This window comes from Streptomyces sp. NPDC088707 (assembly GCF_044752725.1).
In the GTDB taxonomy this organism is placed as follows: domain Bacteria; phylum Actinomycetota; class Actinomycetes; order Streptomycetales; family Streptomycetaceae; genus Streptomyces.
In genome coordinates, this window is record NZ_JBIVLV010000018.1 from 44,559 (window position 1) to 58,381 (window position 13,823).

At 69.6% G+C, this 13,823-nt stretch carries 19 protein-coding genes; 11 read left to right on the forward strand and 8 right to left on the reverse strand.

Annotation, left to right across the window (positions count from 1 at the left end; all coding sequences use genetic code 11):
• The first annotated feature begins 34 nt into the window (after positions 1-34).
• From ACIP84_RS36640 to ACIP84_RS36660, 5 genes are all read left to right on the forward strand, one after another.
• Complete coding sequence (locus ACIP84_RS36640; protein ID WP_401804290.1) at positions 35-658, forward strand: hypothetical protein; 624 nt, start codon at positions 35-37, stop codon at positions 656-658.
• A 135-nt stretch (positions 659-793) separates the two neighbouring features.
• Positions 794-1,177 carry an HNH endonuclease gene (locus ACIP84_RS36645; protein WP_401804293.1) on the forward strand — a complete coding sequence of 128 codons (384 nt, stop codon included), beginning with the start codon at positions 794-796 and terminating at the stop codon, positions 1,175-1,177.
• A complete protein-coding gene (locus tag ACIP84_RS36650; RefSeq protein ID WP_401804296.1) occupies positions 1,174-1,605 on the forward strand; it encodes a hypothetical protein in 432 nt (143 codons plus the stop codon). The genes ACIP84_RS36645 and ACIP84_RS36650 overlap by 4 nt, the downstream gene beginning before the upstream one ends.
• The gene (locus tag ACIP84_RS36655) at positions 1,602-1,772 is read left to right on the forward strand and encodes a hypothetical protein (RefSeq protein WP_401804298.1); all 171 of its coding nucleotides are present in this window, start codon (positions 1,602-1,604) and stop codon (positions 1,770-1,772) included. The genes ACIP84_RS36650 and ACIP84_RS36655 overlap by 4 nt, the downstream gene beginning before the upstream one ends.
• A 54-nt stretch (positions 1,773-1,826) precedes the next feature.
• The gene (locus ACIP84_RS36660) at positions 1,827-2,873 is read left to right on the forward strand and encodes a hypothetical protein (protein ID WP_401804301.1); all 1,047 of its coding nucleotides are present in this window, start codon (positions 1,827-1,829) and stop codon (positions 2,871-2,873) included.
• A gap of 248 nt (positions 2,874-3,121) precedes the next feature.
• Here the strand turns inward: ACIP84_RS36660 and ACIP84_RS36665 are convergent, their stop codons facing one another.
• The gene (locus ACIP84_RS36665) at positions 3,122-3,802 is read right to left on the reverse strand and encodes a hypothetical protein (RefSeq protein WP_401804303.1); all 681 of its coding nucleotides are present in this window, start codon (positions 3,800-3,802) and stop codon (positions 3,122-3,124) included.
• Between the two features lie 231 nt (positions 3,803-4,033).
• On the opposite strand from ACIP84_RS36665, the gene ACIP84_RS36670 reads away from it, so the two are divergent.
• Together ACIP84_RS36670 and ACIP84_RS36675 are read left to right on the forward strand one after the other, a co-directional pair.
• A complete protein-coding gene (locus ACIP84_RS36670; RefSeq protein ID WP_401804305.1) occupies positions 4,034-4,183 on the forward strand; it encodes a hypothetical protein in 150 nt (49 codons plus the stop codon).
• A gap of 83 nt (positions 4,184-4,266) precedes the next feature.
• Positions 4,267-5,166, forward strand: coding sequence for a Ku protein (locus ACIP84_RS36675; protein ID WP_401804504.1), 900 nt, complete (start codon positions 4,267-4,269; stop codon positions 5,164-5,166).
• Positions 5,167-5,172: 6 nt separating this feature from the next.
• On the opposite strand, the gene ACIP84_RS36680 is transcribed toward ACIP84_RS36675, so the two are convergent.
• Together ACIP84_RS36680 and ACIP84_RS36685 are read right to left on the reverse strand one after the other, a co-directional pair.
• Positions 5,173-5,553 carry a DUF6233 domain-containing protein gene (locus ACIP84_RS36680; RefSeq protein WP_401804308.1) on the reverse strand — a complete coding sequence of 127 codons (381 nt, stop codon included), beginning with the start codon at positions 5,551-5,553 and terminating at the stop codon, positions 5,173-5,175.
• A gap of 11 nt (positions 5,554-5,564) precedes the next feature.
• Entirely contained in the window at positions 5,565-5,957 is a 393-nt protein-coding gene (locus ACIP84_RS36685) for a hypothetical protein (protein ID WP_401804310.1), read from the reverse strand.
• Positions 5,958-6,151: 194 nt separating this feature from the next.
• Here ACIP84_RS36685 and ACIP84_RS36690 point away from each other — a divergent pair, with 194 nt between their 5' ends.
• From ACIP84_RS36690 to ACIP84_RS36705, 4 genes are all read left to right on the forward strand, one after another.
• Positions 6,152-6,523, forward strand: coding sequence for a hypothetical protein (locus ACIP84_RS36690; RefSeq protein ID WP_401804312.1), 372 nt, complete (start codon positions 6,152-6,154; stop codon positions 6,521-6,523).
• Positions 6,524-6,638: 115 nt separating this feature from the next.
• A complete protein-coding gene (locus ACIP84_RS36695; protein ID WP_401804313.1) occupies positions 6,639-8,405 on the forward strand; it encodes a hypothetical protein in 1,767 nt (588 codons plus the stop codon).
• A 92-nt stretch (positions 8,406-8,497) separates the two neighbouring features.
• The gene (locus ACIP84_RS36700) at positions 8,498-9,034 is read left to right on the forward strand and encodes a hypothetical protein (protein WP_401804315.1); all 537 of its coding nucleotides are present in this window, start codon (positions 8,498-8,500) and stop codon (positions 9,032-9,034) included.
• Between the two features lie 81 nt (positions 9,035-9,115).
• The gene (locus tag ACIP84_RS36705; protein ID WP_401804318.1) at positions 9,116-10,171 is read left to right on the forward strand and encodes a hypothetical protein; all 1,056 of its coding nucleotides are present in this window, start codon (positions 9,116-9,118) and stop codon (positions 10,169-10,171) included.
• A gap of 312 nt (positions 10,172-10,483) precedes the next feature.
• On the opposite strand, the gene ACIP84_RS36710 is transcribed toward ACIP84_RS36705, so the two are convergent.
• The 5 genes from ACIP84_RS36710 to ACIP84_RS36730 form a co-directional block, all read right to left on the reverse strand.
• Complete coding sequence (locus ACIP84_RS36710) at positions 10,484-10,693, reverse strand: hypothetical protein (RefSeq protein WP_401804321.1); 210 nt, start codon at positions 10,691-10,693, stop codon at positions 10,484-10,486.
• A 101-nt stretch (positions 10,694-10,794) separates the two neighbouring features.
• Positions 10,795-12,024 (reverse strand): hypothetical protein, encoded by a 1,230-nt coding sequence (locus ACIP84_RS36715; RefSeq protein ID WP_401804323.1) that lies wholly within the window; start codon positions 12,022-12,024, stop codon positions 10,795-10,797.
• Positions 12,025-12,291: 267 nt separating this feature from the next.
• Positions 12,292-12,465 (reverse strand): hypothetical protein, encoded by a 174-nt coding sequence (locus ACIP84_RS36720; protein ID WP_401804326.1) that lies wholly within the window; start codon positions 12,463-12,465, stop codon positions 12,292-12,294.
• 87 nt (positions 12,466-12,552) lie between these two features.
• Positions 12,553-13,197: a hypothetical protein gene (locus tag ACIP84_RS36725; RefSeq protein ID WP_401804328.1), complete on the reverse strand. Its 645-nt coding sequence runs from the start codon at positions 13,195-13,197 to the stop codon at positions 12,553-12,555.
• A 123-nt stretch (positions 13,198-13,320) separates the two neighbouring features.
• Positions 13,321-13,791, reverse strand: coding sequence for a hypothetical protein (locus ACIP84_RS36730; protein ID WP_401804331.1), 471 nt, complete (start codon positions 13,789-13,791; stop codon positions 13,321-13,323).
• Positions 13,792-13,823 lie beyond the last annotated feature (32 nt).

The window sequence follows — 13,823 nt, forward strand, 5'->3', positions numbered from 1 at the left end:
CGTGCGTGGGGCGTACCGGCCTGGAGTGAAGCTGATGTCGAGAAACCGCGCCCGCGACCGAGCTGCCCGCGCGCACATGCAGGCCACCGGAGCTCGCCGAGCCCGCGCCTCCCGCGCCGTCGACACCACCACGAGCAACGAGCCCACCCTCGGCTCCACCGCGTTCCTGCTGGACGCGTCAATCCCCATCGGACGCGACCACGGCCTGGACGACGCCGCGTCCATGGAGGAGTTGTTCGGCGCCCTCGTCGCCCGCAGCGCCGCCTTCGTCGAGCGCGACGGCCACCCGTACTCGGCGTACTTCGAGGTCCACGTCGTGCCGCCCGTCGGATCCCGACCCGGCGACGCCCCGGACGGCTGGCGCAACGCCGCCGCCCTCGTCCTGGTCGTGGCCCGCAGGCCTTGGCACCTTGACGACGAAGCCGACGACGTCGTCACCGACGCATACCGCGCCGCCCGCGAGACCCTGCACCGCTACTGGCCCGGCCTGCCCGAGGAGCACGATCACGCGGCGCTCCCCATGCACCTCCTGGCCGCACTGCGCGGCCGGCTGACGGAGGAGGGCGCCCAAGCGTTGCTCCAGGAGATGAAGGACTCCGCACTCTTCCGCACACGCACCCTCGGCGCCGACCCGGAAGTCGACCCCGCCAACTGGTGACCCGAGGTACTTCCTCGCGGGTGACGCCGCGACGGTAGCTCCCGCTGAAGTGCATGTTCCCGTCCTCGCCCCTGCCGCTCCGCCGCGGCCGCCCCCGGCGGCCCAGCGCGCAGGAGCAGGACGGAGAACGTCGCCGTGGCCTCACGACGCCGCACGGGCCCCACCGACACGGTGCGCCAGCTCGTCCACGACCGCGACGGCGGGCGTTGCGTGCGCTGCAACACCCCGAGCAGCCTGACGATTCACCACCGGGTCAACAGAGGCATGGGCGGCGCCCGCGAGGAGTGGATCAACCAGCCCCACAACCTCCTCCTGGTGTGCACGACGTGCAACTCCTGGTTCGAGGACCACCCGCGCGAGAGCTACGGCCACGGCTGGAAAGTCCGCCGGCCGATGCTCCCCGGCGAGATGACCGTCTGCTACCCCGACGACCACGAGTACGTGCTCTACCCCGACGGCACTCGCACCCGGGTGTGCACCCCGGCCCCTCGCGTCCGGCACCTGGACGGTGCCCGATGAAGACCTGGACGTGCCAGCTCACCCTGGCCTGGTTCCTGCTCGCCTGGGGCGGCAGCACCAACCGGTTCGCCTACGGACCCGTCCGCGCCTACGACCACGACCAGGAGCGCGCCCGCACCATCGGCTTCACCGTCACCCTCTTCGGAGGCACGATCGGCCTCGCGAAGCTCGGCTCCACCCACACCCTCCACACCACCGGCACGTGGCACCGCGACTTCGGCGGCCGGCGAGTTCCCCGGTGGACCGTCGGCGGCCACCGCACCACCCACCCGGTGCCGATCAGCATCGGGTGGGTGCGCTGGGTCGCCCGCTGGCCGTCCGGCCTCACCATCACCCTCGCCTCACGCACCCTGTACGCCAGCTACCTGTGCTCGATCGCCGAGTACCGGCCCGTTCTGCTCGCCAAGCAGCCGAAGGAGACACGATGAGCACCGCGGCGCCGCCCGCCCCGACCATCCCCCGACGCGTCCGCCTCGACGCCGGTCAGCCGGCCTCCGTCGACCTCCTGGTGCTCCTCGCGGCGCGCGACCGCCGACGAACCAGACCCCGCACGAAGGACGTGGTGTACAGTTTCGAGACAAGGACACACGGCTAGGGGAGGCCCCTGCCACCAGCGCCACCCGGCGCGCACCCGGAAACGGGACACACCATGAGCAGCATCGACTACGACGCGCTTCGCGCCGCCGCAGAAGCCGAGGTCAGCGAAGAACTCGCCAAGGTCACGGACCCCCACGAGCGGCGCGCACTCGCCGAGGAGATCCGCGACCAGGCGCACATGGAACTCTCGCTCCTCAAGGCCGAGCGCCAGCAGCTCATTGCCGCCGCGGCCTGGTACGAGTACCACCCCCACCTCCACGAGGAATTCGGCATCGGCCGCCTGTCGCTCCGCCGGCTGGCCATGGCCGAACTCCTTGGCGGGTTCGAAGACCGCGAGGACGTCCTCAACCCGCCCCGCTGGCCCGAGGACCGCGTCAAGGCCGCACGCAAGGCAGGCATCCCGCAGCCGCCCGCGGACGTCATCGCCCAGGCCGCCCAGGTGGCAGCACGCTACGAGGCCGCCGAAGCCCGCCGCGACGCGGCAGTCGCCCAGCTCGAAGACACCTACGACGCCGTGCGCACCGCCGGCGGCCGAGTCACGGTGAGCGCTCTGGAACGCCCCGACTTCGAGGCCATTCGGCAGGCTGCACGGACTGAGCTCGCCGAGGAGTTCGACCGCCTCGACGCGTCCGACGAGGAGCGGCTGCGGCGCGCGGCCGACGCCGTCGACCAGGCCGAGGAGACCATGGCGAAGCTCCTGCCCAAGCGGGACGCGGCCGTGAGCAGCCTCAGCGCGTACACCACCGCCCGCGGCGTGTACTACTCCGCCGGCGTCAACCGGAACTCCCACACACGGATCCTCGCCCGCGCCCTCGGCCTGCCGCGCGACTCCGATCCCCCCAAGCGGGCCGAGCTGCCGGCCGCCGCCCGCGCCGCCCGCGTCAAGTTCATCAAGAACGCCGACAAGCAGCTCCCCAAGATCGCCCAGGAGTACGAAGCTGCGAAGGCGCGGCAGGCCGCGGCCATCGAGATCCGCAACGAGATGATCGGCATCATGCACGGCGCCCCGCACGAGTGGACGCGGTCCCAGATTGCCGAGGCCATCGACCGCGACCCCAAGATCGTCGCCCGGGTCGTGGCCGCCGACGAGAACTCCTGAAGATCCTCTCCAGAAGGTGTAACACCTGGACGGCTCACTCCGTCTAAGGCAGTGAAGGGAATCTCAGCCCTCCCTTCACTCCCGGCAGGTGCACAACCTGCCCGGGGCGGCCCCCACATCCCCCGGGGGCCGCCCCGCCCCCTACTCCGGCCCCCGTCCCCGAATCAGGCGCCGCTCCCACCAACCTCCCCCGGTGGCCGCAGCGGAAGTACTGAGACCGGGCGGGGGCCGAAGACGTTGCTGATCGTTCAGAGCCAGGCGCCGGCCGTGTTGCTCCTGTCGAGCGTCTTCGTTGCCGCGTCCCACACCCAGATCGGCGACTTCAGCCACAGCTGGGGCAGTTCACCCTCCTTGTTGACCGGCCGCCACGAGGCATCCCCGATCACGATGGCCTTCACGACCGTCGAGATCCCCACCCACTCGGAGGTGCGGAACGCCGGCATCCGCCACTCGCGTTCCCAGGTCCAGTCGTTGCCCCCGTTGGTCGGCACCGCCAGGTGACCAAGGCGCTGCTGCCGCAATCCCAGATGCGCGTCGCCCTCCTCCAGCACGTACATCACGGAGCCGCCGCCCCTGCACAGGACCGCGGATCGGGACACGACGACCGCGTAGGGCTGATAGTCGCGTCGCGGGCCCATGAGGTACGCCAGGTCTGCATCGGTGGCCTCGGTGAAGCATGCGCAGCGTTGGCCGTTGCCGTCCTGGACTCCGTGCTGATAGGTCGCCATCAGCTTCCCGTCCCACAGGATGCTGCGGAGTTTGGCCTGAGCCCGAGCCCGGCCCGGATAGGTGGGCGCGATGTTGACAAGCCGTTCCCGCGCCTCCTTCGTATGCGGGCGCATCCCTCGCTCGGTGAAGTGGTACAGCGCGTCACTCTGCGACGGCGCCATGTCCTTGCGGTCGGTGTTCAGGATCTCCGGGTGGTCCACCGTCTGATTCCTCCCCCGGCGACCCTCCCCAGGGCCGCCCCAGTCTGGCGAACGCTCTGTAATGGCGACGTCGCCCTCCGAGCAGGTTCGCGTCAACGCTACGCGCCCGGGCCAGCGCTTTCCCGGGTACGGCCGATCCCGCTGTCAGTGGTCCGTGGAACCCTGACGGGCACGGCGGTCCTCCAGCCGATGCGGCCGCCGGGCGGGCAACCCCAGGAATCAGGAGCAGCCATGCAGAACTACAAGGTGCAGTGGACCCAGGACGGCCGGAAGCGGGAATCCCAGGTCAGCTACGACAAGCCGAGCGCTGAGGATCGCAAGGTACGCCTGGAGAAGCAGGACGACGTGAGCGACGTGATCATCGTCCCCGTGGCCCCGTAGCAGTGCGATCACCGCACCCATCTGCATAGCCTGAGGTCAGACCCTAGGGGGGCGTCGTGGAGGAGCAGCGAGTGCCCAGGACCATGTGGAACGGCGCAATCTCGTTCGGGCTAGTCACCGTACCCATTTCGCTCGAACCTGCGACCGATTCGCATGACGTCCACTTCCGCCAGGTCCACCTTGAGGACGGCGGCCGCATCCGGAACCAGAAGCGCTGTGACCTGGATGGCGAGGTGCTCACCGAGGACCAGATCGGCAAGGCGTACGAGGTCGACAAGGACACCTTGATCCCGATCACCGAGGAAGACCTCGCCGGCATGCCGCTTCCCACCGCGCGCGCCGTCGAGGTCGTCGCCTTCATCGACGCCAACAGCGTCGATCCGGTCTCCTACGGCGCCGGCGACTACTACGCGAAGCCGAAGGGCGATGTCTCCCACAAGCCGTACGCCCTGCTCCGGCAGGCCTTGACGAGGACCGAGAAGGTAGCCGTCGTGAAGTACGCCCTCCGCGGCCGTGAGCGCCTGGGACTGCTTCGGCCGGTCGGCGAGGCCCTGTGCATCCAGGGCTTGCACTGGGCAGACGAGGTCCGCTCCCCTGCCACGCTCGCGCCACCTGAGACGGACGTGAGCGAGGAGGAGATCAAGGGCGCCCTCACGCTCATGGACACCATGGCCGTCGAGCACCTGGCCGACATCGGCGACACTCTCACGGACCGGTACACCGAGGCGCTGCACGAGGTGATCGACGCGAAGGCCGAGCACCGGGCGCCGAAGCCTGCCGGAGGCGAGGAGAAGGAGCCGGCGCCGGTCGTCGACCTCATGGCCGCGCTGGAGGCCTCCGTGGCGAAGGCGAAGGAGTCCCGCGGCGAGGGTGGTGGCCCGGCGACGGTGCACGAGATGCCGAAGAAGAAGGCCGCAGCCAAGAAGGCGCCCGCCAAGAAGACCGCGGCGAAGAAGACCGCGTCGCGGCGCAAGTCGGCCTGACCCTGCCTACGGGAACTCGATCCCTGTCGCGGCCTGGCCACCACGCGCAGCCGGCTTGTCGATCCCGAGACTCCCCCAGGGCGCGCAGACGTCGCACATCTCCGCGCCAGGGAACTGCTCGAAGAAGGTGACCACCTCCTGCCGGTCAAGGAGGCCGCCGCCGCGTTCATAGAGGCCACAGTTGCCCCGGTGAAGCATCGGCTGGCCCTCCGGCGTACGAGTGGGCTGGACCTTCCACCGCATCTCGCGACGGGCGACCTCCTGCCTTCGGGCCTCCTCCGCCTTCTCGTGCTCCAGGCGCCGGATCGTCTCCCGGGTCGTCTGCACCTGGAACTCCAGCCAGGACAGGAGGACGCGCTGCTTCTCCAAGCGCTCGGCTATCTCCACGGCGGACGCTCCTACACCGCAGCGGTCTCGACCGCGTCGGTCGAGGACGTCCCGACGACCTGAGGGTGGTTCTTGAGCTGGGCGCGCGCGTCGACCCGGCTGCCGTCCTGGGGCAGCTTCGCCCAGAACGGGTGTCCCGAGACCCGGATCGACAGCGTGCCCGCGAGGGCCAGGAGCTGCGCGTGCTGGGTCTTCTGCTCCTCGGACCACCCGGGGCTGGCCGGCCGGCTGCCGACAACCTGATCCGTGTGCGGGTTCTTGTTGCCGGGCCAGCCAGGATCGGGTTCGACCGACCAGGGCAGGGTCGCGCAGAGCGCGGAGAAGTCGCGCTGCGCCTGGTGAAGGGACCTCTGGAGGTCAAGCAGGTCGTCCGGGAAAGACGGCGAGGGTGTCGTATCAGCCACGGCCGAAATACTACGCCTGTTCGAATGGCGGTGACAGCGACGTCTCCGCGACCCAGGCAAACGCCACCCGATCGGCACAGTCCGCCCGACAGCCCGCCCGCGCCCGCCCAGGCGCGCGGGAGAGCGGGAGACGCAAGGCCGTCGCGTAGGGCACGGTCCGCGAGCCCAGTTGCTCGCCAACCGAAGGATCAACCGTGTCCGACCCCACTTCCTGCTCCACGCCGACGTCCTGCCCCCGCCGCCAGCCGCGGTCACGCCGGACGCTCGCCCTGTTCGCCGCGACCATCGCCGTACTCATCGTGGCCTCCGCGACCCTCGGCTTCCTCGTGGGCCGGGCGGACGGCTCCTCGACGGCGCCGAAGCCGAGCCCGACGACTTCGGCCCCCTCCACGCCGCAGGCCACCGACCCGACACCGCGACCGACCACGCCGATGCCGACCACGAACCCGCCCACAACCGCCCCGAACCCGACGACGCCCCCGCCCACCCAGGAGCCGACCGACGGCTGCAACATCTTCGACCCGGAGTGCGGTGGCACCGGGGGCCCCACCGGCGTCGAGGGCTGACCCGCTCGACCAGCTGCGCCCCGTCCGACTTCCCGGCCGGGGCGCAGCGCTGTTCGGGCCAGGAGCAGATGGCCGCCCGGGACGGTAGCGGCGCAGGCCATGCACCGTGCGCGCCATGGCCGCCCCGACTCCCCCGACCCCCGCCGTGGCGGCCGCGCACGCCGCCGTGGAGAACCGTTCCGGGGTCCGCTCCAGCATCGCCTCCGGCGAGGCCGACATGCTGCTGCGGGCCCCGATCCACGTCCGCCGCGCAGCGCTCAAGACCCTCGACACCCACGACCTCGGCTACATCCTCACCGAGGTCGAGAGAGAGACCGGCAGCCTCTACGGCCTGTGGGCCGACACCCCCTCCGGCTTCATCGAGGACGTCTTGGGGGAATCGATTTGGTCGAAGCAGCGGGCGATCGTCGACGCCGTCCCCCGCTACAAGCGGACCATGGTCCCCGCCGGCTTCGGGGTCGGCAAAACTTACATTGCGGCAAGACTCTGCGCCTGGGCCGCGGCGACGAACCCCGTCGGCACCATGCTCGTCGTCACCACCGCGACCCGATTCCGGCAGGTCCGGAACCAGCTCTGGCCCCACATCCGCAAGATCGTCTCGCGCGCGAGCCTTCCCGGCTTCTGCGACGAGGTGCAGTGGAAGATGCCGGACCAGTGGGGCAACAACGTGCTCGTGGCCTATGGATTCACCGCCCAGGCCCACGACGAGGCCTCGATGCAGGGCATCCACGGAAACCCCAAGCTGCTCATCATCGTGGACGAGGCCGGCGGTATCGCTCGCACCATCGGCGCCGGTACGAACAACCTCCTCACCGGTGACGCCCGGCTCCTGGCGATCGGGAACCCGCCTGCCGACGACCCGCGGAGCTGGTTCGAGGTCACCTGCGAGGAAGGCGACGACCCCGAAGAGCCCGGCACCGTCACCATCCCTATCGCGACGTTCGACAGCCCCGCGATCACCAACGAGCGGGTGCCGAACTGCCTCGACTGCCCGCCATCCGTCGCCCCCCACTCCCTCGCCCTCCACCTCCCCGACCAGGACTGGATAGACCGCACGCTCCGCGAGTACGGCGAGGATCACCCGTACGTCATCGCCAAGGTGTACGCCCGCTTCCCCAAGGGCGGCGGCGGCAAGGTCATCCCCGTCACCTGGGTTGAGGACGCCAAGCAGAACGAGGACCCGACCGGCCCCGGCTGGGTCCGTCCGTGCGACCTCGGCCTGGAGGGCGAGACCGCCAAGCACACCGTGAAGCGCGGCTCCTGGGTCCGCCTCGGCGTGGACGTGGCGGCCGACGGCGGCGACGAGTTCACCATCTACCGGATCGTCGGCGACGCGATCGAGCACCGCCACCACTCCAGCGGCGCCGCCAACGACAACCAGGTCAAGGTCGCCAAGCGGATCTTGGAGGAGATCCACGCCGCGGAGCGCCTGGCGCAGGCCCTCGGCTCCACCGCGAAGGTCCACGTCAAGGTCGACAAGAACGGCCTCGGCCACGGCGCCGTCGGCATGCTGGAAGTCTGGGGAGAGAACGGCAAGCACAACAGCGAGATCATCGGCGTCATGGTGTCCGAGTCTCCCGAGCGCGACGACCCGGGCGCCGTGATGCGCCCCTTCCGCAAGAGGGACGAGATGTGGCTCGCGACCCGCGCCCTGCTTCAGCCCGACCCGGCCACCGGCTCCGGCCGGCTCCGGCTCCGCGTCGACCGCGAGGCGGCCATCCAGCTCACCACCCCGAACCTCGGTCACAACTCCGGCGGCCACGCCGTCGTCGAGTCGAAGAAGCAGATGAAGGCCCGCGGCATGAAGAGCCCCGACCGCGCCGAGGGGATCCTCCTCGCCGTGTACGAGCCGTTCGCCCGCCGACGCGGCCTGATCGCCTGACCGCCCGCCTGGTTACGCACCCCGAGGGTGCGGTTCGCCCGAATGCCCCATGCGCTGTCGCGGGGCGCTCTCGGGTGCCGTGCGATGGATGTATGTCCGAGACCGTTCTTGCTCTGTCCAAGTGGGATACCACGTGGATTGCTGTTGGGGCCATCGCTCAAGCGATCGTCGCACTTGGCCTAATCCTGGGGCTGTTCAATCTGAGGCGGGCCAGCAAGCTTCGCATCCTCAGTTTTGAGGACCGCTTTGAAGAGCGCTACCAGCAGCTGATGGAGCGATTGAGCCTGGAGGGCCTGCGTGGGGCCACCCTAGAGACTCCTCCTGCTCAGGTGAGTGAGAAAGATCAGCTGGTCGTGCGCGCCTACTTTCGACTCTGCGAATCGCAGCTCAATGTTCGGGCCGCAGGATGGGTCAGCGACGGTACTTGGGCCCACTGGAAGCAGGGAATGACGGACAGAATGGGCCATTGGCCCTTCACTGCGGTCTGGGATGAAATCCGCACAGATCTACGAGCCGGGCACCTATATCGGCGTCTCCGTGCTTTCAAAAACGACAACTACACCGACCCCTGCACGATGAAACTCCCGCGCCGTTGGTGGCGAGGTCTTACGGGGCCGAACCGTCGGTAGCCGACGTCGACAACCCCACCTCTCTGCCCGAATTCGGGCGCACGCTGCCATCCCTCGCTACCCACCGGTCATGATGGGGGCATGCTCGCTCCTGCACATCCGCCCGCCGCACCGTCTCTCGCCGCCCTCGGCCGCGCAGTGGACGAGCTGTGCGCGCTCCCCAAGGAGCGGATGGGCACCTCCACCAAGAAGCACCTCCGGGCCCTCCAAGGCGCCTTCGAGCGCGCCCTGACGAACCACGGCTTGGTCCCGGATGCCTACGACGACCTCGCATCCCTGCTCGCCCCCGCCTCCGTGGATGAGTTCCTGCGCCTGGCCGTCAGCGGCCTCATCCGCGGCGACGGGAAGCACGAGCCCGAGTCCAACGCGCAGATCCGTGCCCGCATCCGGGCCATGGAGATCGTCGCCAGCCACACCCGTACACCGTTCACCCGCCCCGAGATGCCGCCCGCCCCCGCACCGGCCCCCGTCGTCCCGCCGGTGACCCGGGCGCTGCTCCTGGAACACTTCAAGGGCCAAGTCGCGCGCAGCATCAGCGAGCCGTTCCGGATCCGCTTCCTCGCGATGTACGGCATCGTCCTCGACACCGGCGCCAGCTCCGGCACCCTCGCCGGCCAGCACGTCGCGCACCTCGCTCGCGACCTGTCCACCGTCCGTATACAGCGCCCGCGACAGGGCCGCATGGCCGAGCCGCCACCCATCGAGGAGTGGGTCCTCTCCGCGGCCACCCGCGACGCCCTCAACGCCTACCTCCCCATCCGGGACACCCTCACCAGACGGTTCGAGCGCAACAGGCAGCACGAAGACAACGCTGTCCCCCACCTGTGGGTGTCCCTGGAGCACAACAGCCGGCGCCTGCCCGACGGCACCGTCGTCCAGGAGCCGCCCGGTATGCCGCTCCGCCCCCGCGGCGTCCAGCGCGTCTTCCTCCGCGCAGCCGAGGCCCTGAACGAGGAGATGGAAGACCTCCTGCGCGAGCGCAACGCCCCCCAGGTCGGCGACACGGTGCCGGAGTGGACGCCGATGCCCACCCGCTTGGAGCCGCTCCGGCGCGCCGTCGAGGACGAGCTCCGCCAGCGCGAGGAAGCGCAGGGTGGGGTGCAGCAGGTCATCGTCCTGCGTGGCCGATCTGCCTGAGCGCCCCATGGCGAGCGGCTGCTTGTCACCCAGATCGGCGAAGAATCAGCGAACCACCCCACGCTGTCCGGGGCCGCTGATACGGTGAGGGCACCTCAGCTCGAAAGGGCTGGGCGTGGCGCTACTTCGGTGGCGATGGATCGTAACGACATCGGAGACACACTCTCCCGTCGAAATACCCACGTCAGTGGGGATGCACATCGCACAGCTACGGTGCGTTCGAAAGCCTGGGACGGCTCCCGGGGTGAGGATCTGAACGATGGCCCCAGACTCCGGTCCGGGGCCATCGGCATGCTGCGCCTCAGCGTTGAACTACGGGCGGACGTGCCTGCCGTGCTCGTCGACCACCACAACCGGAGGGCAGTCGGGGCAGGAGTACAGGCCCAGAGAGCCCAGCCACCGCCATCCTGCATCCCACAACGGCTTCCACTTCACCGGCTCGGGCCTCGGCACAGTCGTCTTGCACGCGCCGCAGGTGAGCGACTTCTCGGTCTCGACGTTGGCGGTGGTGGTGGTGCTCATGCGCAGAGCCTATCGGCGGTAAGCCGGCTGAAGGAACGGACGGGCCCGGCACCGACGGGGGGACGGCGCCGGGCCCACATCGGACAGTATGCCCGCCGGGGCTACCGCACGATGTCGTCGCTGGCAAACCGCGCGGGCGACTTCGACATCAGGTAGCCGCGCACGCTCCCGTCATGCCGGAGCCACCGATCAGCGACCTTCGCCCAGCCGCCGAGCTCGTCGGCCACCCGGCTGAACTCGTACGCCAGGCCTTCGGCGACCTCGACGTAGTAGTCCGGGTTCAGCGTCCACGCCGCCAGAACCGTCTGCACCGACTCGACGCACTCAGCGTCGAACCGCCCCGGCTTCTCATCCAGATCCCCGCCGACACTCCACGCCAGCCGTTCGATCGCTTCTGCCTCCCAGGAACCTTCGCGGCCCGCGGTGAGCGAGCCGCCATCCCTGCTGCCCTGCGATGAGTTCTCAGCGAACTTCACCGCGGTCCGGTACAGAGCGACGAGCACGGACGCCGCCGCCTTCACCCCGGCTTCCTGAATGGCGTCGCGGAGCAGAAAGTCGTCACTGGGGTCGCTCGGCACCACTGGCCGCAGCGGGCCGTGCATCGCCTCCAACTGCTCGTGCGACAGCAGCTCCTCCGGTCGGCCGGGGCGAAGACCTGCCCAGTCGACCGCGTACTGGACCGGCTCGTCACGCGACGACGCGATGTGCCAACCGCGGTTCTCCCGGTCCACGAACCGGTACGTCGGGCCCTCGTCCGGCTCAGGCTCATCCTCAGCCTCGGACTCCCCGTCGTACAGAGACTGGTGGATGTCGGAGGTGGTGAGTGCCGCGTCCATGCCTCCCGCCCGTCGAATGATGGACTCGGCTTTGGGCGCGTCCACGGGCAGCACGGCCGCAGGGTCGGCCCCGACAGACGGGAAGCGGCCCGTGATAGCTGCGCCGATCGCCCCGAGCGCGTCGGTGACGACCGCCTCCAGCTCGCCTTCCGTCGTCGTTCCGTCCTCCTGGAACCACGGGCGCCGCGCGGCCACCGAGACCAACAGCGACTCCAGAGCGAAGCCCGGGTTCACGGGGTCCGGCTGCCGTGTCGGAATGGTCCAGACGTACGCCATAGCCCGGTACCAGCCCTCGCTGTCGCGCACGAGGTACGAGCAGGCATCGGCGACGACCTGTCCGACGACGTCAGGGTCCGCGTCAGCCGGGACCGTGGTCGACAGGATCACGGGAACCGCGCGGCCTTCGAACTCACCGCCGTGGGCGTGCGGCGACTGCGGGGTACCAGCCGGGGGCCACTCGAAGCCGGCGCCGCGCACGCGGTCGTTCTCCCGCATCGCCTTGGTGTACTTCGCGCCCGCAGCGCGGCTCTGCTCACGGATCTCGCGGGTGCGCTTCCGGGACTTCCGGGGCTTGCTCGTAGACATGTCTGACTCCATGCAGCAGCGCGCCCCACGCTCACGCTGCGCCAAGACAGACGTCGGGGTTGCTCACGATGCGTCGATGGACGGCTTGGCCTCTGGCGAGGACCCGGCGTGGTCAGGAACCTCATCAGCGGATGGTGGTCGTGCCCACCGATCCGCAGCCTACCGGTTCCGCCGGACTCACCCCTCGCCTACGGCAACTTCCGGCTCCCAGCGGTAGATCGGCCGGTCGTGCTCATCGCGATCCAGGACGTACCGGCCCGAGCCGGCTGGGGTCCGCATGTCGATCTGATCGATGAAGTCGTCCGGGTTGACCCCACCGTGAAAGGGGCCACCGACGTAGCGTGCGCTCATGGTGAAGCACCGTACCGGCAGCTGCGCCAGCCGGCCTCTCCTATCAACCTTGATAGTGCTCCATGCCGCTCGCGCGGCTGGAGCGGATCAGTCCTGCTCGGGTGACACCACCCCTGAGGAGAGGGCCGGCAGAGAGGACGGCGGATACTGGTCCGGCGGCCACGGCCCGTACCGCTCCAGCGCCTGGCGCACGATCCGCGGCGCGGACATCACCGCCTCCACCAGCTCGTTGCGCTTCTCGTAGTCCTCCAAGCTGTACTCCAGAGAGGCGTACAGAAGCCCTCGGGACTCAAGCTCCTCCAGCGGCTCCGCGCTCACACGGACCGCCGTCGTGCGCAGCTCCCGCAGCAGCGACACGGGCAGCTCGTACGTACGCGTGATGAGGAACCCCGGGTAGTTCTTCCCGACACCCCTGCCAGCGAGGCTCGCCACCTCCTCCTCTGCTTCACTCAACCGCTCCCACGGCCCGGCCAGATCCTCCTCAGCCAACCGCTGCCGCACCGCCGCCTCGACGATCTGGTCCAGCGTTGGCCACAGCTCAGACCTTCGGCGCCGGGCCTCCAACCGGGCCTCCCACCACGAGATCCCGCCGTTGCTCTCCTCCACGGTCTCGGCCACCCACACCGCCATCGCCAACCGCTGCGCCTTCCGCAGAGCCGTGAACCGCTTCGCGTGCTCGACGTCGATCGCGAACGAAGCCTTCTCCCGGTGCTCCGGCTGATCCTCCGACAAACTCCACTCCTTCTATCAAGGTTGATAGCACTGGGCCGGCTGGGAGCCGCCCTGCTGCGCAACGACCCATGCCCCACATAGTGGCGGCCGAGCCCATCCGTCGAGGACAGACGCCCAACACCGCTACTGCAAGGGATGCGCCTCGATCCACTTTCCGAGCGCCTGACCCTGCATCCAGATCAGCGGCCGGGCGTCGAGCCAGCCCTGCGTGTCGCTCTCCCCCGTCGGCGTCCCAGCGAACTTTTCCAGCCGGTCGATGATCACGTACGCCTCGGAGTAGAACCCCGCGGGCGCAGCGGTGTCCGCGTTCATCGCCTTCCGGATCTTCCGCACGTCCTCCACGTAGTCCTGAACGCGCACCGCGCAGCCCTCCGGGTTCCCGCCGACGGCCGACCCGTCCACGCACCCAAGGTCATGGGTTGCCCACCACTCCATGGACTCGTCCCACTGCGCCTTCACCGGCTTCCCGGCCTTCGTCGGCGCCGCGGTGCTCGCCGCCGGCTTCGGCGCCGCCTCACCGGAACAGCCCGCAGCCCCCGTGACCGTCACGACCGCGAGCAGCGCGACGGTGATCCTTCCCCACCCCTTGATCATGGGCGCGATGATGTCATGCGCGGTCCTGCGCC